The organism is Pseudomonas sp. PDM09 (genome assembly GCF_014852305.1).
Taxonomy (GTDB): Bacteria; Pseudomonadota; Gammaproteobacteria; order Pseudomonadales; family Pseudomonadaceae; genus Aquipseudomonas.
The window spans coordinates 73,030-95,505 of the sequence record NZ_JACVBI010000014.1 but is presented as its reverse complement, the minus strand read 5'-3'; the positions used below and the strand labels follow the sequence as shown (position 1 = coordinate 95,505).

The 22,476-nt window shown below is 60.5% G+C and carries 20 protein-coding genes and 1 pseudogene; 8 read left to right on the top strand and 13 right to left on the bottom strand.

Annotated elements, in window-relative coordinates:
- Positions 1 to 16 precede the first annotated feature (16 nt).
- From hisI to IB250_RS29140, 8 genes and pseudogenes are all read left to right on the top strand, one after another.
- Entirely contained in the window at positions 17 to 418 is a 402-nt protein-coding gene (hisI, locus tag IB250_RS27430; protein WP_192346729.1) for a phosphoribosyl-AMP cyclohydrolase, read from the top strand.
- The gene (locus tag IB250_RS27425; protein ID WP_007899279.1) at positions 411 to 743 is read left to right on the top strand and encodes a phosphoribosyl-ATP diphosphatase; all 333 of its coding nucleotides are present in this window, start codon (positions 411 to 413) and stop codon (positions 741 to 743) included. Before hisI ends, IB250_RS27425 begins: the two co-directional genes overlap by 8 nt.
- Positions 744 to 767: 24 nt before the next feature.
- Positions 768 to 1,046, top strand: coding sequence for a twin-arginine translocase TatA/TatE family subunit (locus tag IB250_RS27420; protein WP_123358799.1), 279 nt, complete (start codon positions 768 to 770; stop codon positions 1,044 to 1,046).
- Positions 1,047 to 1,056: 10 nt separating this feature from the next.
- Positions 1,057 to 1,488 carry a Sec-independent protein translocase protein TatB gene (gene tatB, locus IB250_RS27415; protein ID WP_192346727.1) on the top strand — a complete coding sequence of 144 codons (432 nt, stop codon included), beginning with the start codon at positions 1,057 to 1,059 and terminating at the stop codon, positions 1,486 to 1,488.
- Complete coding sequence (gene tatC / locus IB250_RS27410) at positions 1,485 to 2,279, top strand: twin-arginine translocase subunit TatC (RefSeq protein ID WP_192346725.1); 795 nt, start codon at positions 1,485 to 1,487, stop codon at positions 2,277 to 2,279. The genes tatB and tatC overlap by 4 nt, the downstream gene beginning before the upstream one ends.
- Entirely contained in the window at positions 2,276 to 2,983 is a 708-nt protein-coding gene (locus tag IB250_RS27405) for a 16S rRNA (uracil(1498)-N(3))-methyltransferase (RefSeq protein WP_192346723.1), read from the top strand. Before tatC ends, IB250_RS27405 begins: the two co-directional genes overlap by 4 nt.
- Before the next feature lie 198 nt (positions 2,984 to 3,181).
- Positions 3,182 to 4,261, top strand: a pseudogene (locus tag IB250_RS29145) (methyl-accepting chemotaxis protein); the annotation flags it as partial.
- The gene (locus IB250_RS29140; protein WP_412548356.1) at positions 4,247 to 5,119 is read left to right on the top strand and encodes a methyl-accepting chemotaxis protein; all 873 of its coding nucleotides are present in this window, start codon (positions 4,247 to 4,249) and stop codon (positions 5,117 to 5,119) included. The pseudogene IB250_RS29145 and the gene IB250_RS29140, both read left to right, overlap by 15 nt.
- 199 nt (positions 5,120 to 5,318) lie before the next feature.
- On the opposite strand, the gene mdoH is transcribed toward IB250_RS29140, so the two are convergent.
- From mdoH to IB250_RS27335, 13 genes are all read right to left on the bottom strand, one after another.
- Positions 5,319 to 7,889 carry a glucans biosynthesis glucosyltransferase MdoH gene (gene mdoH, locus IB250_RS27395; RefSeq protein WP_192346720.1) on the bottom strand — a complete coding sequence of 857 codons (2,571 nt, stop codon included), beginning with the start codon at positions 7,887 to 7,889 and terminating at the stop codon, positions 5,319 to 5,321.
- On the bottom strand, positions 7,882 to 9,687 hold the full coding sequence (locus IB250_RS27390; RefSeq protein ID WP_192346718.1) for a glucan biosynthesis protein G: 1,806 nt from the start codon (positions 9,685 to 9,687) through the stop codon (positions 7,882 to 7,884). Before IB250_RS27390 ends, mdoH begins: the two co-directional genes overlap by 8 nt.
- A 320-nt stretch (positions 9,688 to 10,007) precedes the next feature.
- Positions 10,008 to 10,445, bottom strand: coding sequence for a D-aminoacyl-tRNA deacylase (gene dtd / locus IB250_RS27385; RefSeq protein ID WP_008068825.1), 438 nt, complete (start codon positions 10,443 to 10,445; stop codon positions 10,008 to 10,010).
- Positions 10,442 to 11,413, bottom strand: coding sequence for a prolyl aminopeptidase (pip, locus tag IB250_RS27380; RefSeq protein WP_192346716.1), 972 nt, complete (start codon positions 11,411 to 11,413; stop codon positions 10,442 to 10,444). Before pip ends, dtd begins: the two co-directional genes overlap by 4 nt.
- A gap of 105 nt (positions 11,414 to 11,518) precedes the next feature.
- The gene (locus IB250_RS27375) at positions 11,519 to 12,448 is read right to left on the bottom strand and encodes an alpha/beta hydrolase (RefSeq protein ID WP_192346714.1); all 930 of its coding nucleotides are present in this window, start codon (positions 12,446 to 12,448) and stop codon (positions 11,519 to 11,521) included.
- 184 nt (positions 12,449 to 12,632) lie between these two features.
- Positions 12,633 to 13,580 carry a choline ABC transporter substrate-binding protein gene (locus IB250_RS27370; protein ID WP_123499986.1) on the bottom strand — a complete coding sequence of 316 codons (948 nt, stop codon included), beginning with the start codon at positions 13,578 to 13,580 and terminating at the stop codon, positions 12,633 to 12,635.
- A 283-nt stretch (positions 13,581 to 13,863) separates the two neighbouring features.
- A complete protein-coding gene (gene hutG / locus IB250_RS27365) occupies positions 13,864 to 14,667 on the bottom strand; it encodes an N-formylglutamate deformylase (protein WP_192346712.1) in 804 nt (267 codons plus the stop codon).
- A gap of 10 nt (positions 14,668 to 14,677) precedes the next feature.
- Entirely contained in the window at positions 14,678 to 15,883 is a 1,206-nt protein-coding gene (gene hutI, locus IB250_RS27360) for an imidazolonepropionase (protein WP_192346710.1), read from the bottom strand.
- A gap of 17 nt (positions 15,884 to 15,900) precedes the next feature.
- Positions 15,901 to 17,310, bottom strand: a complete 1,410-nt coding sequence (locus tag IB250_RS27355; RefSeq protein ID WP_192346708.1) for an amino acid permease — start codon at positions 17,308 to 17,310, stop codon at positions 15,901 to 15,903.
- Between the two features lie 151 nt (positions 17,311 to 17,461).
- Entirely contained in the window at positions 17,462 to 18,994 is a 1,533-nt protein-coding gene (gene hutH / locus IB250_RS27350) for a histidine ammonia-lyase (protein WP_192346706.1), read from the bottom strand.
- A gap of 114 nt (positions 18,995 to 19,108) precedes the next feature.
- The gene (gene hutH, locus IB250_RS27345) at positions 19,109 to 20,632 is read right to left on the bottom strand and encodes a histidine ammonia-lyase (protein ID WP_192346705.1); all 1,524 of its coding nucleotides are present in this window, start codon (positions 20,630 to 20,632) and stop codon (positions 19,109 to 19,111) included.
- A gap of 158 nt (positions 20,633 to 20,790) precedes the next feature.
- A complete protein-coding gene (locus tag IB250_RS27340) occupies positions 20,791 to 21,621 on the bottom strand; it encodes a quaternary amine ABC transporter ATP-binding protein (RefSeq protein WP_007907824.1) in 831 nt (276 codons plus the stop codon).
- Positions 21,618 to 22,469: an ABC transporter permease gene (locus IB250_RS27335; protein ID WP_030129253.1), complete on the bottom strand. Its 852-nt coding sequence runs from the start codon at positions 22,467 to 22,469 to the stop codon at positions 21,618 to 21,620. Before IB250_RS27335 ends, IB250_RS27340 begins: the two co-directional genes overlap by 4 nt.
- Positions 22,470 to 22,476 lie beyond the last annotated feature (7 nt).

Below are 22,476 nucleotides of genomic sequence, written 5' to 3'. Positions count from 1 at the left end.
CGCGTCGGAGTCGAAGATGAAAAACTGGCTGGACGAGATCAAGTGGGACGCCGATGGCCTGGTCCCGGCGATTGCCCAGGATCACAAGACCGGACGCGTCCTGATGATGGCCTGGATGAACCGCGAAGCACTGCAATTGACCGTCGCCGAGAACCGTGCCATTTACTGGTCACGTTCCCGTGGCAAGCTGTGGCGCAAGGGCGAGGAGTCCGGCCACGTGCAAACCCTGCATGAGATGCGCCTGGACTGTGACGCTGACGTGATCATCCTGATGGTTGAGCAGATCGGCGACATCGCCTGCCATACAGGCCGTCAGAGCTGCTTCTATCGCGTCTTCGAAAACGGCGACTGGAAAACCGTCGACCCGGTGCTGAAAGACCCGCACGCTATCTATTCCGCAGGACACAAACATGAGTGACACTTTGACCCGTCTGGCTCAAGTACTGGAAGAGCGCAAAGGCGCCGCCGCCGACAGCTCGTATGTCGCCAGCCTGTACCACAAGGGTTTGAACAAGATTCTGGAAAAAGTCGGCGAAGAGTCGGTCGAAACCATCATTGCCGCCAAGGATGCCGCCATCAGCGGTGACTGCAGCGATGTGATCTACGAGACCGCCGATTTGTGGTTCCACAGCATGGTCATGCTCGCCCAACTGGGGCAGCATCCACAGGCTGTGCTCGATGAACTGGACCGTCGCTTCGGTCTGTCCGGACACGCCGAGAAAGCCTCTCGCCCGTCCGCCTGAACAACTATTAGAGAGGAACGCAGCATGGGCATTTTTGACTGGAAACACTGGATCGTCATCCTGGTTGTCGTGGTGTTGGTGTTCGGCACCAAGAAACTGAAAAACCTCGGCACTGACGTGGGCGAGTCGATCAAGGGCTTTCGTAAAGCCATGAACGACGACGAGAAACCGGCCGACCCGACAGCGACCCCGGCCCAACCGGTTCCACCTGTTCAGCCACAGACCACACAGTCCGTGAACCCGCCGCACACCATCGACGTGCAGGCGCAAAAAGTCGAAGAGCCGATCCGCAAAGACTCGTGAGCACTGACTAATGTTTGGTATCAGCTTCTCTGAACTGCTGCTCGTCGGCCTCGTCGCCCTGCTGGTGCTGGGCCCCGAGCGTCTGCCGGGTGCTGCGCGCACCGCCGGCCTGTGGGTCGGGCGGCTGAAGCGCAGCTTCAACGCGATCAAACAGGAAGTTGAACGTGAAATCGGTGCCGACGAGATCCGCCGGCAACTGCACAACGAGCACATTCTGTCCCTGGAGCAGGAGGCGCGGAAGATCTTCACGCCGACTCAGCAGGAGCCGACGCCGGTGGAACCTGTAGCGACGCAGACGATTCATGCGCCGGCGGCTGAGGTTATGCCGGTGGTTGCAACCGCTGAACCTGCACCTGCAACTCCAGTAGAACCTGTTGCTCCTGCCGCCGCGCCGACAATACCGGCGCCTCACGACACCACTTTGCCGCCGCGAGCCCCATGAGCGATCTCCCCGAAAACGACCAGCACATGCCGCTGGTTTCGCACCTCACCGAGTTGCGCACTCGCCTGCTACGTTGTGTCGTGGCGGTGTTCATCATTTTTGCCGGGTTGTTCGCCTTCACCCAGCAGATCTACACCTTCGTCTCCACGCCGCTGCGCCAGTACCTGCCGGCCGGCGCGACGATGATCGCCACCGACGTGTCGTCGCCGTTCCTGACGCCGCTGAAACTGACCATGATGGTCTCGCTGTTCCTGGCGATCCCGGTGATCCTGCACCAGATCTGGGGTTTTATCGCGCCGGGCCTGTACAAGCATGAGAAGCGCATCGCGGTGCCATTGCTGGTCTCCAGCATTCTGCTGTTCTACACCGGCATGGCCTTCGCCTATTTCCTGGTGTTCCCGCTGATCTTCAAGTTCTTCGCCGCCGCCACCCCGGCCGGCGTGGAAATGATGACCGACATTACCAGCTACCTCGATTTCGTCATGACGCTGTTCTTCGCCTTCGGCGTGGCGTTCGAGATTCCGGTGGCTGTAGTGCTGCTGGTGTGGATCGGCGTGGTCAACGTCGCCTACCTGAAGAAAATCCGCCCGTATGTGATCATTGGCTGCTTCGTGGTCGGCATGATCCTGACGCCGCCGGACATCTTCTCGCAGACGTTGCTAGCCGTACCGATGTGGTTGCTGTTCGAAATCGGCATCCTGTTCGGCAGCCTGATCAGCAAGCGTGGCGAGCACCCGGACGATCAGCCGGCTGACGATCACAACGACCAGCCGCCAGCGACTCAGCCGTGAACCTGCTGCTCCTTGAAGAGGCCGACTTCATTGCGGCCGACCGGGCGATCCTGCGCGATCGGCGGTTGACTCATATGCAGGAAGTCCACCGCTCGGTGGTCGGCGACAGCCTGCGAGTCGGGCGTATCGACGGCTTGATGGGCTCGGCCGAGTTGCTGCGCCTGGATGCCGATGAAGCGGAGTTGCGTATCACCCTCGATCAGCCGCCACCGGCCAAGCTGCCACTGACTTTGGTGTTGGCACTGCCGCGACCGAAAATGCTCCGTCGGGTGTTTCAGACCGTGGCCGCCATGGGTGTGCCGCGCATCGTGCTGGTGAACAGCTATCGCGTCGAGAAGAGCTTCTGGCAAACCCCGTTCCTGGAACCCGAAGCGATTCGCGAGCAATTGATCCTGGGGCTTGAACAAGCCCGGGACAGCGTGCTGCCAGAGGTCGTCATCGAGAAGCGTTTCAAGCCCTTTGTCGAAGACCGTCTGCCGGCCATTACCGAAGGCACCCTCGGCCTGGTCGGTCATCCCGGGAACTACCCGCCCTGCCCTCGTGGCCTGGAAGAACCCGTGACCCTGGCCATCGGCCCCGAAGGCGGCTGGATTCCCTACGAAATCGATTTGCTGGGCAAGGCCGGCCTGCAGCCGGTGCAACTTGGCGACCGCATCCTGCGGGTCGAAACTGCCGTTACCGCGCTGCTCTCGCGGCTGTTTTAACGTCAAACACCCTACTTATGGCGAGGGAGCTTGCTCCCGTTCGGCTGCGAAGCGGTCGTAAAACCGGTGAATGCGGTCTTGCTGGTAAAAAGCGCTGGCCGCTTCGCGCCCAAGCGGGAGCAAGCTCCCTCGCCACAGGTGTTTACTCCCCTACAGATCCCTGCCAGCCGGCCGATACAGCTCCCATAAAACCAATTAATGGTCCGAGGGAGTAGCAGCATGTACCGATGGCTGGCCGAGAAACTGGGAAATGTAAGCGTCAATCGCAAACTGGGTGTCGGCTTCGGTCTGGTGCTGCTTCTGACCTTGTTGATCACCTTCACCGGCTGGACCGGCCTGAGCGGTGTGATCAGCCGTGGCGATACGCTTGGGTTTATTTCCAGCCTCAATGAGCTGACCAAAGACCTGCGTCTCGCCCGTCTGGATTACGACATGCGCCGTGGCGAACAAGGCCCGGGCGCCGTCAACGAGCTGATCGGTCAACTCGATACCGGCCTGAAAACCGCCCGTACGCTGATCGAACAGCCTGCCGACGTGGCCATGATCGATCAGCAATTGGCCGCCGTCAGCGAGTACAAACGCGCCTTCGCTGATATGACTCAGGCCACCTCCACCCGCGAAGATGCTCGCAGCAAATTGGGCGCCACTGCCGATAACGCTGTGGCCCGGGTCGCTGAAGTCGAAAAATCCCTGCTGCAAGGCGACAGTGTCGCCCAGTTCAACAGCGTGATCGACCTGAGCAAACTGATCCAGCAAGCACGTTTCCAGGTACGCGGCTACACCTACAGCGGCAAGCCCGAAGCCGAGCAGCCAGCGCTGGACGCCATCGGCAATGCTCTGAAAAACCTCGAAAGCCTGCCGTCTCAACTGCCGGAACAACACATCGCCAACCTGCAACAAGCGACCGACTCGCTCAAAGCCTATCGCGCGGCGGTCAGCCAATTCCGCGACTCCCAGGTCGCCAGCGCTGCTGCCCTCAAACGCATGAGCGCGCAAGGCGACATTCTGTTCGACGTCAGCAAAAAGCTCACTGTCTCGCAAACCGTCGTACGTGACACCGATGCGGCACATGCAAAAAACCTGCTGCTGTTGGCCACCGTCCTGGCGTCAGCCTTTGGTTTGTTCGCGGCTTGGGCCATCACTCGCCAGATCGTCATTCCCCTGAGCCAGACCCTCAAAGTGGCCGAACGTGTCGCCGCGGGCGACCTGACTCACAATCTGATTTCAGAACGTCAGGACGAACTGGGTCAGCTACAGCGCGCCATGCAAAGCATGACCCTGGGCCTGCGAGAACTGATCGGTGGCATCAGCGATGGCGTGACCCAGATCGCCAGTGCCGCTGAAGAACTGTCCGCCGTTACCGAACAGACCAGCGCCGGGGTCAACAGCCAGAAGGTCGAGACCGATCAGGTGGCCACCGCCATGCACGAAATGACCGCCACGGTGCAGGAAGTCGCGCGCAACGCCGAGGAAGCGTCCGAAGCTGCCGTTGCCGCCGACCAGCAGGCCCGCGAGGGAGACAGGGTGGTCGGCGAAGCCATCGCCCAGATCGAGCGCCTGGCCGTCGAAGTCGGCAACTCCACCGCCGCCATGGGCGATCTGAAACGCGAAAGCGACAAGATCGGCAGCGTGCTCGATGTGATCAAGTCCGTGGCCCAGCAAACCAACCTGCTGGCGCTCAACGCCGCCATCGAAGCCGCCCGTGCCGGTGAAGCCGGGCGCGGTTTTGCGGTGGTCGCTGACGAAGTCCGCAGCTTGGCCCAACGCACCCAGAAGTCCACCGAAGAAATCGAAGAGTTGATCGTCGGCCTGCAAACCGGCACTCAGCAGGTCGCGACCATCATGGACAACAGCCGCAGCCTGACCGACAGCAGCGTCGAACTGACCCGCCGCGCCGGTGGCTCGCTGGAAAGCATCACTCGCACCGTATCGGCGATCCAGTCAATGAACCAGCAGATCGCCGCCGCTGCGGAACAACAGAGCGCGGTGGCTGAAGAGATCAACCGCAGCGTGCTGAACGTGCGTGATGTGTCCGAGCAGACCTCGGCCGCCAGTGAAGAGACCGCGGCCTCCAGCGTCGAGCTGGCGCGGCTGGGGACGCATTTGCAGATGCTGGTGGGGCGGTTCAAGGTTTGAGCTGATGCGGGCATCCCGGTTCGCTTGAAACCGGGCTGATGCCATCGCGGGCAAGCCCGCTCCCACAGAATCCTGCCATCCATGTAGGAGCGAGGCTTGCCCGCGAAGGCTTCTCCCCCGTTCTCACAGAATTTGCGCCCGCCCCAAAAAGCAGCAGGCGAAAAAAAGCCCCGCTTCCTTTCGAAAGCGGGGCTTTTCATCAGGCCAGCTGAGGCTGCACATTCACAGGCTTGAGCGGCAACAGCGGCGCATGGGGATCGGCATCCACCGATGTGCGCCAGGCTTGCAGCCACTCGGCGTGGCCTTCGTTCCAGACTTGCTCATGCAAACGACCCAGTGCCACCGGATCACTCAGCAGGGCCACGCGCTCGTCGTTGGTCAGCCCGGCAGGCCCGACCTTCATTGCATGGCGAACCCGCTCGATGCGCAACCATTCGATCGGCTCGGCCTGACGGTGACGAGACGTCGCCAGCGCACACGCCAAAGCGTTCTGCTGCGGATCGACCACCGACCGGACGAAGCCGTCGTTCAGTGCATGCCAACGGTTTTCGTGGGTGTACTGATCGGTCGCCAGCAATTCCTGTGGCGGGGCATATTCCTCAGGAATCAGGAACAGGCTTTCGTCACGGGACTTCAGGCCCAGGCCGACGCGACTGGAGATCACCGATACCGGGATCGACAGCATCAGCGAACCGACAATCGGCACCAGCCACCAGAGGAAGCTCGGGTTCAGCCAGATCACCAACAGCGCCCAGAAGAAGCCCAGCAAGGTTTGCGGGCCGTGGCGCTTGACCGCTTCGCTCCACGGCGTGGAGTCATCGTCACGTTGTGGCGAGTTCCAGGTCGCGGCCCAGCCGAGGAACGCGGCGAGTACGAAACGGGTGTGGAAGATCATCCGCACCGGCGCCAGCAGCATGGAAAACAACATCTCCAGCAGCATCGACAGCGTCACCTTGAACTTGCCACCGAACTCTTTCGCGCCCTTGGCCCAGATCAGGATGATGCTCAGCAACTTCGGCAGGAACAGCAGCACGATGGTCGTCGAGAACAGCGCAATTGCCTTGTCCGGCTGCCATTGTGGCCACAGTGGATAGAGCTGGCGCGGTTCCAGGAAGTATTGCGGCTCCATCAACGTGTTGACCGCCAGCAAGGCCGTCGACAACACCAGGAACAAGAACCACAACGGCGCAGACAGGTACGACATCACGCCGGTCAGGAACACCGCACGGTGTACCGGGTGCATGCCCTTGACCAGGAACAGCCGGAAGTTCATCAGGTTACCGTGGCACCAGCGACGGTCACGCTTGAGTTCGTCCAGCAGGTTAGGTGGCAGTTCTTCATAGCTGCCCGGCAAGTCGTAGGCAATCCATACGCCCCAGCCGGCACGGCGCATCAGCGCAGCTTCGACGAAGTCGTGGGACAGAATCGCACCGGCAAACGCGCCTTTACCGGGCAACGGCGCCAGGGCGCAGTGCTCGATGAACGGCTTCATGCGGATGATCGCGTTGTGACCCCAATAGTGGGATTCGCCCAACTGCCAGAAGTGCAGACCGGCGGTGAACAATGGACCATACACACGCGTGGCGAACTGCTGCATACGCGCATAAAGGGTGTCCATGCCCGACGCACGCGGCGCGGTCTGGATGATCCCGGCGTCCGGCGTGGCTTCCATCAGGCGCACCAGACTGCTCAGGCATTCGCCGCTCATCACGCTGTCGGCGTCGAGCACGACCATGTACTTGTAGTCACCACCCCAACGACGGCAGAAGTCGTCGAGGTTGCCGCTTTTACGTTTTACGCGGCGACGGCGGCGACGATAGAAGATCTTGCCGAAGCCTTTGCCTTCACGGCAAACGTCCAGCCAGGCCTGCTGCTCGGCAACGCAGATATCGGCGTCGTTACTGTCGCTGAGTACGAAAAAGTCGAAGCGATCCAGGTTACCCGAGGCCGCAACCGATTCGAAGGTCGCCCGCAAACCGGCGAACACCCGCGGCACGTCTTCGTTGCAGATCGGCATCACCAGTGCAGTGCGTGCGTCCTTCGCGATCGGCTCGTTGCCGGCGCTGGCGCCGGAAATGCGGTACTTGTCACGACCGGTGATCAGCTCGAGGAAGCCCATCAGCGCAGTCCAGAAACCGGCCGAGACCCAGCAGAACAGAATCCCGAACATAATCAGAATGCTGGTTTGCAAGGCATAGGGCAGCACTTGCGTGGCGGTTTGGGTCAGAGGTTGATGCAGGACTTCTTCAAGATCGACGAACGACCAGCCCTGGTACGGCATGATGCCTTTCATGTACCAGCCGGCGACGATCGTCTGACCGAGCATCAGCACCAGAAGAATGTAGCGTCGGATCGAACCGACGGTGCGCCAGCGAGCCGCCGGCAGCACGTTCTCATCCTTCGGCGGGGCCGGCGGATTGGTGCGACCGGTCAGCCGACGCCAGCCACGCACCAGAATGTTGGTGCGCCACGGCTCGGGCACGACTTTGGTCCGACGGATCGGTGGGGTTGCCTTCAGGCAAACCCGACCACTGGCGTCGAGCACCAGCATTTCCGCGTCCGCCAGTTCTTCGGCGGAGTTCAGGGTCAGGCGCCGGCCAACCGAGGCTTGAGCAGCCTCGGTTGGTGCGTCGAACGTCGAGGACGACAGACGTTCGTGCAGTTCACTGAAAGACTTGCAGCCCGCGAGTTCCGCGCGCTGCTCGTCGCTCATCGGCAAATGCGCCAGGTACTCGGCAAGCGTTTGTGGCTGTACGTGTGAATTACTCATCGGCGGGCAACTGATAGCTCCAGGTCTCGGTCAGGACTTGTTCAGTCGGTGCCGATTCCGTTGTGGCTGGGGCCGCTTGGGCAGCGACAGGCTGCTTGGCGTCTTTGTTGTCCTTGTCCTTGGTATCCTTGACTTGCAGGGCTTGTGATTCAGCCTGCTTTGCTTCCTTGTCCTTCTTCTCTTGCTGGCGGGCGGCAATCTTGTCGGCCTTGGCAACGGAAGAACTGGACGCTGGCGCAGCGGTCTTGAGCGCCTCGGCAGGCGTGATGTTCTTGACCAGCGCCGCGCGCATTTCGGTGGCCTTGCCCGGATCCTTGATCTTCATCCGCAAAGTCAGGCGCCAGCCCTTGGTTTCAGGGTTGTAACGGACGCTGTTCTCGACCAGCTCTGCGTTGTCGCCAACGCTCACCTGGCTGCGCACTTCAGCATCTTCCGGCAGGACTTGCAGGGACGGGCCTTGGAAATCCACCAGATAGGCCACGCTGCCGTCCGGCTGACGAATCAGGTTCGACTGCTTGACGTCACCCGTGGAACGCAGGGTCTGTTGAACCCAAGCGCTGTCCGGCGAATGCAGGGAGGCTTCGTCGATGGTCCAGTGCATGCGGTAGGCAACGTCCAGGGACTGGCCAGGCTCAGGCAGTTTTTCCGGGCTCCAGAAAGCGACGATATTGTCGTTGGTTTCGTCGGCCGTAGGAATCTCTACCAGATCGACGGAGCCTTTGCCCCAATCGCCTTTCGGTTCGATCCAGGCACTTGGGCGCTTGTCGTAGCGGTCATCGAGGTCTTCGTAGTGACTGAAGTCACGGCCACGTTGCAGCAAGCCGAAACCGCGCGGGTTCTCGATCGAGAAGTTGCTCACTGCCAGGTGTTTCGGATTGTTCAGTGGGCGCCAGATCCATTCGCCGTTGCCGGCATGGATCGACAGGCCGCTGGAATCGTGCAGCTCGCGACGGTAGTTCAGCACTTTCGACGGCTGGTTGGCGCCGAACAGGAACATGCTGGTCAACGGCGCAACGCCGAGCTTGGTGACCTTGTCACGCAGGAACATCCTGGCCTTGACGTCGACGACCGTGTCGCTGCCCGGACGCAGGGTCAGGCGATAGGCACCGGTGGCACGCGGTGAATCCAGCAGGGCAAAGATCACCAGGTGCTTGTCGCCCGGTTTGGGCTGTTGAATCCAGAACTCGGTGAAGCGCGGGAACTCTTCGCCGGATGGCAACGCGGTATCAATGGCCATGCCGCGAGCGGAGAGCCCGTAGGTTTGCCCCTTGCCGATGACGCGGAAGTAGCTCGCGCCAAGCATGGTCATGATTTCGTCTTGCTTGTCGGCCTTGTTGATCGGGTACAGCACACGGAAACCGGCATAGCCCAACTGTTCGGTGGCTTTAGGATCGAACTTCACGTCGCCGAAATCGAAACGACTTGGGTCGTATTTGATCTCTTCGACGGTGTTGGCCGTGATTTCGTTGATTTTCACCGGCGTATCGAAGTGCATGCCCTGGTGATAGAACGACAGCTTGAAGGGGGTTTTCTGGTTCGCCCATTCGGCTTTTTCCGTGAGGAACCGGATTTTTTGATAGTCCGCGAATTTCATCTCGCGAAATTCATTCGGCAGGTTACTGCGCGGGGCTTCGTACTTTTGCCCGGCCAGCTCTTTTGCCTTGACCGATACGTCATCCAGATTGAATGCCCAAAGTTGACCGGCGCTGAATAGGCAGAGCAGTGCAGAGCCTGCTACCAGAGCGCTTCGAAACCGTTTGGCAGACAATTTTGGTGCATTACAGGGACTAACAATCACGAGCAACCCTCGCCGAAAACAGATCAAAAAACCAACGGCCAGTTAAAGTGCCAGCACGGTGTGCGGTGGAAAAAACCGACCCTGCGAACGACTCTTGCCAAGTTGGCGAGCATTGTTCCGACTCCTATGGGGCAAAATGATTCCCCAACAGGTCTCGGACAAGTCTCTACCTAAGTCAAAACGGACCAACGAACGCTGATCCCCGTAGCGCGCGATTATCTAGCAGGCCGCGTTACAACGCATCAGGTGGAACCAAGTATTTATCGGGAAAAGCCTCTGTTTTCAGTCGAAATGCCCTTAAAAAGATGTTTCAAGCGCTTTCACGTCTGTAACAGGAAGGTTACCGGGCCATCATTGACCAGATGCACCTGCATATCCGCGCCGAATCTACCTGATGCCACAGTGCCATGCATCTGTTTCGCTTTACCTGTTAGATAGTCGAACAGCTCCTCACCCAAACCTGGAGGAGCCGCAGTCGAAAAACTTGGGCGCAACCCGTTTTTGGTGTCAGCGGCCAGGGTGAACTGCGAGACCAGCAGCAACCCGCCGCCTACGTCCGCCAGGGACAGATTCATCTTGCCCTCGGCGTCGCTGAATACTCGATAGTTAAGCAGTTTATGCAGAAGTTTGTCGGCGCTGGCCCGCGTATCGTCGGGCTCGACCGCCACCAGCACCAGCAACCCCTGATCTATCGCGCCAACCACCTCTCCCGCAACCTCGACTCGCGCGCCACGCACGCGTTGTAGCAGGCCCTTCATGCTTCGTCAGGCGACAAGTCGAGCATACGACGGGCCATCAGATCGGCGGCGCGTACCAAGGCATCCGTAATACCTGTTTCGGATGCCGCATGGCCGGCGTCGCGAATCACCTGCAATTCGCTGTTCGGCCAGGCCTGATGCAGTTCCCAGGCGTTGTCCAGCGGACAGATCACGTCGTAACGACCATGGACGATGACGCCAGGCAGGTGAGCAATCTTGTCCATGTCACGAATCAGTTGGTTCGGCTCGAGGAAAGCATTGTTGGTGAAGTAGTGGCACTCGATACGGGCGATGGACAACGCACGCTGAGGCTCGGAGAAGCGGTCGACCACCAGCGGATTCGGCCGCAGGGTCGCGGTGCGCCCTTCCCACATGGACCAGGCCTTGGCCGCGTGCATCTGGGCGATCTGATCGTTGCCTACCAGGCGTTTGTGGAACGCCGACAGTAAGTCATGGCGTTCGTCCTGCGGGATCGGCGCGATGTAGTCCTGCCAGTAATCGGGAAACAGGCGACTGGCGCCACACTGGTAGAACCACTCGATTTCCTGGGGACGGCAGAGAAAAATCCCGCGCAGAATCAAACCATGCACGCGCTCCGGGTGGGTTTGTGCGTAGGCCAGGGCCAGGGTCGAACCCCAGGAGCCGCCGAACAGCACCCATTTGTCGATGCCAAGGTGCTTGCGAATCCGCTCCAGGTCGGCGACCAGATCCCAGGTGGTGTTGTTTTCCAGACTGGCGTGGGGCGTGGAGCGACCGCAACCGCGCTGGTCGAAGGTGACAATGCGATAGAGGTTTGGATCAAAATACCGGCGGCTCTGGGCATCACACCCGGCGCCGGGACCGCCGTGGATGAACACCACCGGCAAACCTTCCGGCGAACCGCTTTCGTCGACATACAGCGTGTGGGTTTTATCGACGGCCAGATCGTGCCGGGCGTGGGGTTTGATCTGCGGGTACAAAGTCTGCATTGCGCGCTCCGTAAGGGGTCGAGGTCATCCCTGGGGGGACTTCTATTATTCTGCCGTCCGGCATCATAAACCCGAATTACGTCAATGAGCATGCCCCTTGCAGCGTCAGAGTTTGTCAGCCGTCGTCTCAGCCAAATAGCCGAGCAGGGTTTCATAGAGCCGGTCGACCTCGGCGACCTGCCCCCGCGCCCGCAAACAGCCGTGAACCAGTCCTTCCCCGTAATAAAGTGTTGCGCCCACGCCAGCTGCGTTGAGTCGCTCGGCGTAAAGCACGCCGTCATCGCGCAGCGGGTCGAACTGCGCCACGGCGATCAACGCCGGTGGCAGACCGCTGAAATCGTTGGCGAGCAAGGGCATCGCATAGGCACCCGGTTGTCGGGTTCCGCCTAAATACAACGCGTGATAACAATCCAGGTCGCTGCTGCTGAGCAATGGCGCATCGGTACATTCGCTGCGCGACGGCAATCGGTGATCGCCGCCCAGTCCCGGATAGATCAGAACTTGCGCGCACGGCATAGGCTCGTCGGCATCGCGTAAAGCGAGGCACAACGCGGCGGCAAGGTTGCCGCCAGCGCTGTCGCCCACCACCAGGGTGCGTGCAGGGTCGAGCCGAAACGGTCCTGTACGCAGCGCGCGCCAGATACCCAGGCAGTCATCGAACGCCGCTGGAAACGGATGCTCCGGCGCCAACCGATAATCGACGGCGATCACCAGCACGCCGAGCACCGACGCCAGTTCGGCACAGATGAAGGCGTGGGAGTCCAGATCCCCCACCACCCAACCACCGCCGTGCAAGTACACAATGCACGGCCAACCGTTGGTCGATGGCGTGACCGGTGGTTGCCAGGAGCGTACGGCTACGCCTGCCAATTGAAAGTCGACCACCTCAAGCCCCGCAGGATGCGGCGGGAAAAACGCCCGACACATCTCGCTGTAGGCCTGACGCAAACCGGGGAGGCTGCTGTCGGTGCTGTTGAAGCTGAGGGTTTTCTCGACGAAAGCGGCCATCTGTTCAGAGAGTGGATAAGGAGCCATGAGCCTGCAGCCAGCCAAATAGAGGAAGTCAAAAAATTTGAACGACGCAAATCCTGTGGGAGCGTGGCTTGCCCGCGAAGAAAGCACCGCGGTTTTTCAGGTATTACGCGTCATCGTTCTTCGCGGGCAAGCCACGCTCCCACAGGTTCTGCGCCCCCTCGCCACAGCGACCCCGCTCGACCAATCAGTTTTTCAAACTGGCCTGAACGGTTGCCACCCCCTCCTTGCCATCAAAACTGCTGACCCCTGCCAGCCAGCGCTGAAGATCTTCAGGATGATCACGCAGCCATTGCCTGGCGACATCCTGCGGCGTCTTGCGCTCCATGATCGGCACCATCAACTGGCTTTCCTGGGCGGCGGTGAAGGTCAGGTTTGCCAGCAAGCGGTTCACGTTCGGGCAGCGCTCGGCATAGTCCGGCGCGGTCACGGTGGAAACGGTCGCCGCGCCCTCGTTCGGCCCGTAGACGTCTTCGCTGCCGGTCAGGTAGGTGACGTTCATGTTGATGTTCATCGGATGTGGAGTCCAGCCGACGAACACCACGAACTCCTTGCGATTGACCGCCCGTTGTACGGCGGCGAGCATCCCGGCCTCACCGGACTCGATCAGTTTGAAGTCCTTCAAGCCAAAGTGATTGGTCTCGATCATGGTTTTGATCGTGGTGTTGGCGCCGCTGCCCGGCTCGATGCCGTAGATCTTGCCGCCGAGCTGATCCTTGAATCTGGCGATGTCGGCGAAGGTTTTCAGGCCCGCCGCCGCAACATAGTCAGGCACGGCAAGCGTCGCCTGGGCATCCGAGAGGCTCGGTTTGTCCATGACCTTCACTTGATTGGCAGCCACAAACGGCGCGATGTTTTTGTCCATCGCCGGTTTCCAGTAACCGAGGAAGATATCGAGGCGTTTGTCACGGATGCCGGCGAAGATGATTTGCTGCACGGCGCTGGTTTGCTTGCTTTCGTAGCCGAGGCCGTTGAGTAACACGTCAGCCATGCCACTGGTGGCGATGACGTCGGTCCAGTTGACCACGCCCATGCGTACGGTTTTGCAGGATGGCTCGTCACTGGCCAGAACGCTGGTGCTCAGAAAAGCCGTGCCGCAGAGGATTGAGAGACAGCGGGTGAACAGTCGTTTCATCGGGAGAGTCTCGTGCGGCAGATTATTGTGAGGGCCGGTGTCTTCGTGCACCGTGCCCAGAACATTACGCAGCGTCGAGAGGGTAAAAGTGAACTGTGGCGACCGAGATTTGCACGGTGGCGACAGTTCCAGTCAGGTATCGAGGCGAGTGATGACCTGTAGCGTAGGGGTTAAGCGCAATCCATGTGGGAGCGGGCTTGCTCGCGAAGACGGTGTACCAGGCAACATAGATGTCGACTGACACTCCCTCTTCGCGAGCAAGCCCGCTCCCACAGGTGAATGGTTATGCCTGATATCGCTGTTGACCCCAAGCCAGCAACCCTTGCAGCAATTCCCTGAGCACCACTTGCGTCGGCGCTGCCAAATCCGGGCGATAACGGAACGGCTCGAACTCTTCCATGTACGTGCACTGACCCAACTCAAGTTGCACGGCATGGATGTTCTCGGCCGGGTTGCCATAGTGCCGGGTGATGTGCCCGCCCTTGAAGCGACCGTTCAGCACATGGCTGTAATCACCGTGCCGTGCGCAGATGGCCTCCAGTTGGCTGGCCAATTGTGGATCGCAACTGGCGCCGTTGAAGGTGCCGAGGTTGAAGTCCGGCAGTTTGCCGTCGAACAGGTGCGGGATGATCGAGCGGATCGAGTGTGCATCGAACAGCAGCGCGTAGCCGAATTCGGCTTTCAGTCGCGCCAGCTCCTCCTGCAAGGTGCGGTGGTACGGCGTCCAGATCTGTTCCAGATAAGTCGCCCGCTCTGCGGCCGATGGCTCCAACCCTTCGCGGAATAACGGAATACCGTCGAACAGCGTCGCCGGGTATAGGCCGGTGGTGGCGCCGACATATAAAGGCTTGTCGTCGGACGGTCGGTTCAGGTCGATGACAAACCGCGAGTACTCGGCGGCCAGCGTGCTGGCGCCCAGCTCGGCGGCGAATTCGTAAAGCCTGGGGATGTGCCAGTCGGTGTCCGGCAGGCTTTTCGCGTCGGGAATCAACCCGGCTTCGACCGCCGGGGTCAGGCGCAGGCCGGCGTGGGGCATGCTGATCAGCAGCGGCACGCGGCCTTGTTTGAAGTTCAGAACCTTATCCACAACTGCTCTCCTAAACGCTTGTTTCGACGCCGTGACGCACGACGCGTTTTTCCAGGTCACCGCCCAGCCAGTACGACAGGTCGGCCGGTCGATCGATCTGCCAGGCGACGAAGTCTGCGACTTTTCCGGCTTCCAGCGAACCGTGAGTCTCGGCCATGCCCAGCGCGGCGGCGGCATGAATCGTTGCGCCAGCCAGGGCCTCTTCCGGGGTCATGCGCAAACAGGTGCAGGCCATGTTCAACATCAAGCGCAACGACAGCGCCGGCGAAGTGCCAGGATTGAGATCGCTGGCGATGGCCATTTTTACGCCGTGTTTGCGCAGGGCGTCCATCGGCGGCAATTGGGTTTCCCGCAGGAAGTAGAACGCGCCGGGCAGCAATACCGCGACCGTGCCGGACTTGGCCATGGCGATGGCGTCGTCTTCGGTCATGAATTCCAGGTGATCGGCAGACAGTGCGTGGTAACGCGCGGCCAGGCTCGAACCATGCAGCGACGACAATTGCTCGGCATGCAGCTTCACCGGCAAACCGAGGTTCTGCGCGGCGACGAAAACCCGTTCGACCTGTTCCGGCGAAAACCCCAGGTATTCACAGAAAGCGTCCACTGCATCCACCAGCCCTTCGGCAGCCAGGGCCGGGAGCATTTCGCTGCAGATGTGATCGATGTAGGCATCGGCACGGTCCGCGTATTCCGGCGGCAAGGCGTGGGCCGCCAGGCAGGTGCTGCGCACGCTGACTGGCAGCTCGGCGCCGAGACGACGAACGACCCGAAGCATCTTGCGTTCGTTAGTCAGGTCCAGGCCATAACCGGACTTGATTTCGATGCTGGTGACGCCATCGCGCATCAGGCTTTTCAGACGCTTGGCGGCGCTGGCGAACAGTTCATCTTCAGTGGCAGCTCGGGTGGCGCGCACGGTGCTGGCGATACCGCCGCCGGCCGCTGCAATTTCCGCATAGCTGACGCCTTGCAGTCGTTGTTCGAATTCACCGCTGCGATTACCGCCAAACACTGTGTGGGTGTGGCAGTCGATCAGGCCCGGAGTGACCCAGGCCCCGTTGAGGTCATTGACGGCCGGGTACTCGCCCGACGGCAGTTCGCCGCGCGGACCAATCCACTCAATGTGCGCACCGGACGTCACGATGGCCGCATCCTCGATGATCGAGTAGGCGCCTTGTGCCATGGTTGCGACGTGGCAGTGTTGCCAGAGAGTTTTCATCCGTGGCCTCCGTTAGGTTATCGATGAGAAAAATCAGGGTCCCGTGCCACCAATGCTGCCTGGCCCGCCGCCGGTTTCACCCAGGTCAGGTAGGCCAGCACCAGCAACACGATCCAGACCACGCCGACGATCAGCGCTGCCTGGGTGTCCGGGAAATAGCCCAGCACGCCAAAGATGAACAGCATGAAGGCAATCGCCGCCATCGGCGCATAGGGCCAGAACGGCACCGGGAATTTCAGTTGGGCGACCTGCTCCGCGCTCATGGAGCGACGCATCGCCACCTGGGTGAACAGAATCATCAGCCAGACCCATACCGTGGCAAAGGTCGCGACGGAGGCGATTAACAGAAAGACGTTTTCCGGAATCAGGTAATTCAGCAGCACGCCCAACAGCAACGCGACGCTCATCACCACCACTGTCAGCCACGGCACACCATTGCGCGACAAGCGGGCAAAGCCTTTGGGGGCGTGCCCTTGCTGAGCCAGGCCATACATCATGCGACCCGCGCCGAAGATGTCACTGTTAATCGCCGACACCGCCGCCGAGATCACCACGATATTGAGGATGGTCGCCGCCGAGCTGATACCCAGGTTGTCGAAAATCTGCACGAATGGGCTGCCTTGGCTGCCGATCTGCTGCCATGGAAAGATCGACATCAGCACCAGCATCGTCAGCACGTAGAACAACAAAATACGCAACGGTACGGCATTGATCGCCCGGGGCAGCACGCGCTGTGGGTCTTTGGCCTCACCAGCCGTTACGCCGATGATTTCAATGCCGCCAAACGCAAACATCACCACGGCGAACGAAGCGATCAGGCCACCCACGCCATTGGGCATGAAGCCCCCATGGCTCCAGAGATTGCTGATGTCAGTCGCCTGGGCGCCAGGCGCGGTGCTGATGCCGAACAACATGATGCCGAAGCCACCGAGGATCATCGCGACGATGGCCGCGACCTTGAGCAGCGACAGCCAGAACTCCATTTCGCCAAAGACTTTGACGTTACACAGGTTCAAGCCGCCGACCACCGAAACGATGCCCAGGACCCAGATCCAGCGATCGACTTCCGGAAACCAGAAGCCCATGTAGATACCGAACGCGGTGACGTCGGCCATGCCGACGATGACCATTTCAAACGCGTAGGTCCAACCGAGGATGAAGCCCGCCATCGGCCCAAGATAGGTGCTGGCGTACTGGCCGAATGAGCCGGCCACCGGGTTGTGCACCGCCATCTCGCCGAGGGCGCGCATGACCATGAACACCGCGGCGCCACCGATCAGGTAAGCAAGCAATACCGCAGGCCCGGCCATTTGAATGGCCGAGGCAGAACCGTAAAACAGCCCGGTGCCGATAGCCGACCCCAGTGCCATGAAGCGAATATGTCGGGCAGAGAGCCCGCGTTTCAAACCTTTTGTTGGCTGTTGCATTGCTCGTCCCTAATTATTTTTATTGGCGACATGATCGTTCCCACGCTCTGCGTGGGAATGCAGCCCCGTGACGCTCTGCGTCACTGGACGCGGAGCGTCCCAAGAGGCATTCCCACGCGGAGCGTGGGAACGATCATCAGAGAAGGAGCCATTACAGGCTCGGCAGCAACTTCGCCGTGACCAACTCATTCAGGCAACGGGTAGCCAGCAGTTCAGTCGCCGCATTGATGTCCGGTGCGAAGAAGCGGTCTTTCTCATAGAAAGGCACTTCGGCACGCAGAATCCCGCGAGCCTTTTCCAGTTTCGTCGAGGTCTTCAAACCCTCACGCAGATCCAGACCCTGGCAGGCCGCCAACCATTCCACCGCGAGAACGCCGCGAGTGTTTTCGGCCATTTCCCACAGACGCTTGCCCGCCGCCGGAGCCATGGACACGTGGTCTTCCTGGTTGGCCGACGTTGGCAGACTGTCCACCGAGTGCGGATGAGACAGTGCCTTGTTCTCGCTAGCCAGTGCGGCAGCGGTCACCTGGGCGATCATGAAGCCGGAGTTCACGCCGCCATTGGCCACCAGGAATGGCGGCAGTTGCGACATGTGCTTGTCCATCATCAGCGAGATGCGGCGCTCGCTCAGAGAGCCGATTTCGGCGATGGCCAGGGCCATGTTGTCGGCGGCCATGGCCACCGGCTCGGCGTGGAAGTTACCGCCGGAGATCACGTCGCCTTCAGCGGCGAACACCAGCGGGTTGTCGGAAACGGCGTTGGCTTCGATGGCCAACACTTCGGCAGCCTGACGGAACTGGGTCAGGCAGGCGCCCATGACTTGCGGCTGGCAGCGCAGGGAGTACGGGTCCTGGACCTTTTCGCAGTTCTGGTGCGAGTCGGACACTTCGCTGCGCTCGCCCAGCAGATCGCGATAAGCGGCAGCGGCATCGATCTGGCCTTTCTGGCCACGAGCGGCGTGGATGCGGGCGTCGAACGGCGAGCGCGAGCCCAATACCGCTTCAACCGTCATGCCACCAATAGCCAGGGCGCCAGCGAACAGGTCTTCACCTTCGAACAGACCACGCAACGCGTAAGCGGTGGACACCTGAGTACCGTTGAGCAGCGCCAGACCTTCTTTCGCGGCCAGGGTCAGCGGGGTCAGACCGGCAACTTTCAGCGCTTCGGTGGCTTCCATCCACTCGCCTTTGTAGCGCGCCTTGCCTTCGCCCAGCAGCACCAGCGACATGTGCGCCAAAGGCGCCAAGTCACCGGACGCACCTACCGAACCTTTCAATGGAATGTGCGGGTAAACCTCGGCATTGATCAGGGCGATCAGTGCATCGATTACCACGCGACGGATACCCGAGAAGCCACGGCTCAGGCTGTTGACCTTGAGCACCATGACCAAGCGAACCAGTGCGTCGCTGATCGGCTCGCCGACACCGGCGGCGTGGGATAAAACGAGCGAGCGCTGGAGGTTTTCCAGGTCTTCGCTGGCGATACGGGTCGAAGCCAGCAGGCCGAAACCGGTGTTGATGCCATAAGCGGTGCGGTTCTCGGCGAGGATCTGTTCCACGCAGGCAACGCTGGCTTCGATCTGGGCCGATGCACTGTTGTCGAGGGTGATTTTGACCGGGTGCTGATAAACATCACGCAGTTGGGCAAGGCTCAGTTGGCCGGGAATCAAATTAAGCGCAGTCATTTTATGCTCCTTTTGAGAGTTTGTTGTTAACTCACCAGACGCTCCGGAGATGTCCGTTGTCCGTCGCGTCTGCCTTTTGGGGAGCCGCGCCTTGGCACGCTGGTGTGGTGGAAATCAGTTCAGGTTTGGTAAAGCCTTGTGCAGCAAAATCGGGTCTTTCAATACGCTGGCAGCAGCGGCGATGTCCGGTGCCAGCCAGCGGTCCTGGTCGTAGGCCGGAACCCGCTCACGCAGCAGACGCCACGCGGTATCGGTGCCAGCGCCAAAGCGTTGCTCTTTGAGGAACTCAAAAGCCTGGGACGCCAGCAAATATTCAATGGCGAGGATCTGCGTGCAGTTTTCCAACGCGCGATGCAGCTTCAGCGCCGCATTGGTGCCCATGCTCAAGTGGTCTTCCTGCAAGCCCGAGGTGACGTAGTTGTCGAGCACCGCCGGTTGCGCCAGTTGACGATTTTCCGCACACAGGGACGCGGCAACGTACTGGACGATCATCATCCCGGAATTCACCCCGGGATTGGCCACCAGAAACGCCGGCAGACCGCTGACGTGCGGGTTGATCAAGCGGTCCAGCCGACGCTCGGCGATGGAGCCGATTTCGGCCATGGCAATCGCCAGCAAATCCGCCGCCAATGCCACTGACTGACCGTGCGGGTTGGCCTGGGACATCACCCGGAAGTTGTCCGGCGTGCCCAGCAGCATCGGGTTGTCGGTGACAGAGTTGAGTTCGGTTTCGATCTGCTGTTTCGCGTGTTCAAGTTGATCGCGAGCGGCGCCGTGGACTTGCGGGATCGAGCGGATGCTCAATGCATCTTGAGTGCGAATGCCTTTGCTGCTGGCAATCACTTCACTGCCGTCGAGCAACGCCCGCAGGTTGATGCCAACTTGCTGCATGCCCGGGTGAGGCTTGAGCGCGATGATCTCGGCATCGAACGCGGCAATCTGGCCACGCTGAGCTTCGAAGCTCATGGCACCGATCACATCGGCCCACTGCACCAGACGCGTCGCATCGGCAATTGCCAGACAGCTGAGACCGGTCATGCATGGCGTGCCATTGACCAGGCACAAACCATCTTTGGCGCCGAGCTGAACCGGTTGCAGACCTTCCTCGCTCAAGGCCTGCTGCGCGGAAATGATCTGCCCGCGATAGCTGACATTGCCGACACCCAACAGCGCAATGCTGATGTGGGCCATGTGGGTCAGGTAACCCACCGAGCCCTGGGAAGGTACTTGCGGGGTGATGCCGCGATTGAGCAGCGCCAACAGGGCTTCGACCACCCGCCGATGAATGCCGGATTTGCCGTGGCTGTAATTGACGATGGCGGCGCAGATGATTGCGCGGGTCTGTTCGTCGGCCAAGGGTGCGCCGACGCCACAGGCGTGACTGAGCAAGGTATTGCGCGACAACTGGCTGAGTTGTTCGTCTTTGAGCGAGACGTTGCACAAGGCGCCCAGGCCGGTGTTGACGCCGTAGGCACGCTCGCCGCTGGCGACGATGCGCTGGACGATCGCCTGGGCATTCTCGATCCGCGCCCAGACCTGTGGTGACAGCTCAAGCTGTGCGCCATGGCGAGCGACGGCAACCACATCCTGCCAACGCAACGGGGCGTCGGCGATAACGATTTTTTCAGCCTGGGACATCTTCAACCTCTTGAACTTGATCGTTCCCACGCTCTGCGTGGGAATGCCGCCTGGGACGCTCTGCGTCCCGTTGTCAGCGCAAGGCTCAAGCCCTGCGCATGTTTGACGCGGAGCGTCACGGGATGCATTCCCACGCAGAGCGTGGGAACGATCGATCTTTAAACCACCGCAGCCCGCCGCTGTACGAACCGGTCCACATACTCATCCGCCGGCGAATGCAGGATCTCTCGTGGCGTGCCGACCTGAATCAGGCGGCCATCCTTGAGGATCGCGATGCGGTTGCCGATGCGCACGGCCTCGTCGAGGTCGTGGGTGATGAAGACGATGGTCTTGTGCAGGGTCTTTTGCAGTTCCAGCAACTGATCCTGCATTTCGGCGCGGATCAGCGGGTCGAGGGCGCTGAAGGCTTCGTCCATCAAGATGATGTCGGTGTCCGCCGCCAAGGCGCGCGCCAGGCCCACACGCTGGCGCATACCGCCAGACAGTTGATGCGGGTATTTGTTTTCGTAGCCCTTCAGGCCCACGGTGTTGATCCAGTGCAGCGCGCGCTCGGCGCACATCTGCTTGCTCTCGCCACGCACTTTCAAGCCGTAGGCGACGTTATCCAGCACGGTCTTGTGCGGCAACAGGCCGAAGCTCTGGAACACCATGCTGATCTTGTGCCGGCGAAATTCGCGCAGGGCTTCCATGTCGTATTGCAGGATGTCCACGCCGTCCACCAGGATCGCGCCGCTGGTGGGGTCGATCAGGCGATTGAAGTGACGCACCAGGGTCGACTTGCCGGAACCCGACAGGCCCATGATCACGAAGATCTCGCCGGTGCCGATGCTCAGCGACAGGTCGTTCACGCCGACCACACAACCGGTTTCGGCCAAGACCTGGTCCTTGGTCTTTTTCTGGCGAATCATTTCCAGCGCGTCTTTGGAACGGTTGCCGAAAATCTTGAAGACGTTTTTGACTTCAATCTTGCTGATGGCTTCGTTGCTCATTTGCTCACCTCATGCCGTGGCCGACCATACGCCTGAGTAATGCGGTCGATGACCACTGCCAGAATCACGATCGCCAGACCGGCTTCAAGGCCACGTCCGACGTTGAGGGTCTGAATCCCCACCAACACATCTTCACCCAAGCCACGGGCACCGATCATCGAGGCGATTACCACCATCGACAGGGCCATCATGGTGGTCTGGTTGATCCCGGCCATGATGCTCGGCAGGGCCAGCGGCAGTTGCACGCCAAACAGTTGCTGCCAGCGATTGGCGCCGAAGGCGTTGATCGCTTCCATCACTTCACCGTCGACCTGACGAATACCCAGATCAGTCAGGCGGATCAGCGGCGGCGCGGCGTAGATCACTGTGGCGAAAATCGCCGGGACCTTGCCCAGGCCAAACAGCATCAATACCGGGATCAGGTACACGAAACTCGGCATGGTCTGCATGATGTCCAGCAGCGGCATCAGCACCGAACGCAGGCGATTGCTGCGTGCCGAGAGAATACCCAGGGGAATGCCGATCAGCACCGAGATGACCGTCGCTACCATCATCAGCGCCAGGGTCTGCATCAGCTTGTCCCAGAGGCCGACTGCTCCCACCAGGAACAGCAGACCGACGATGACCGACGTGGTCACGACTTTGCGGGTCGCGTGCCAGGCAACGCCCGCCACGATCGCCAGCATCAGCCACCAGGGCGCCGCACGCAGCAGCCCTTCAAGATTGACGATGGCCCACAACAGGGTGTCGGAGATGCTGCGGAACACATCGCCGTAGTTGGTGACCAGCGAATCGACCCAACTGTTGACCCAGTCGGCGATGGAAAAGGTAAAGCTTTCGGGAAACATAAAAAGA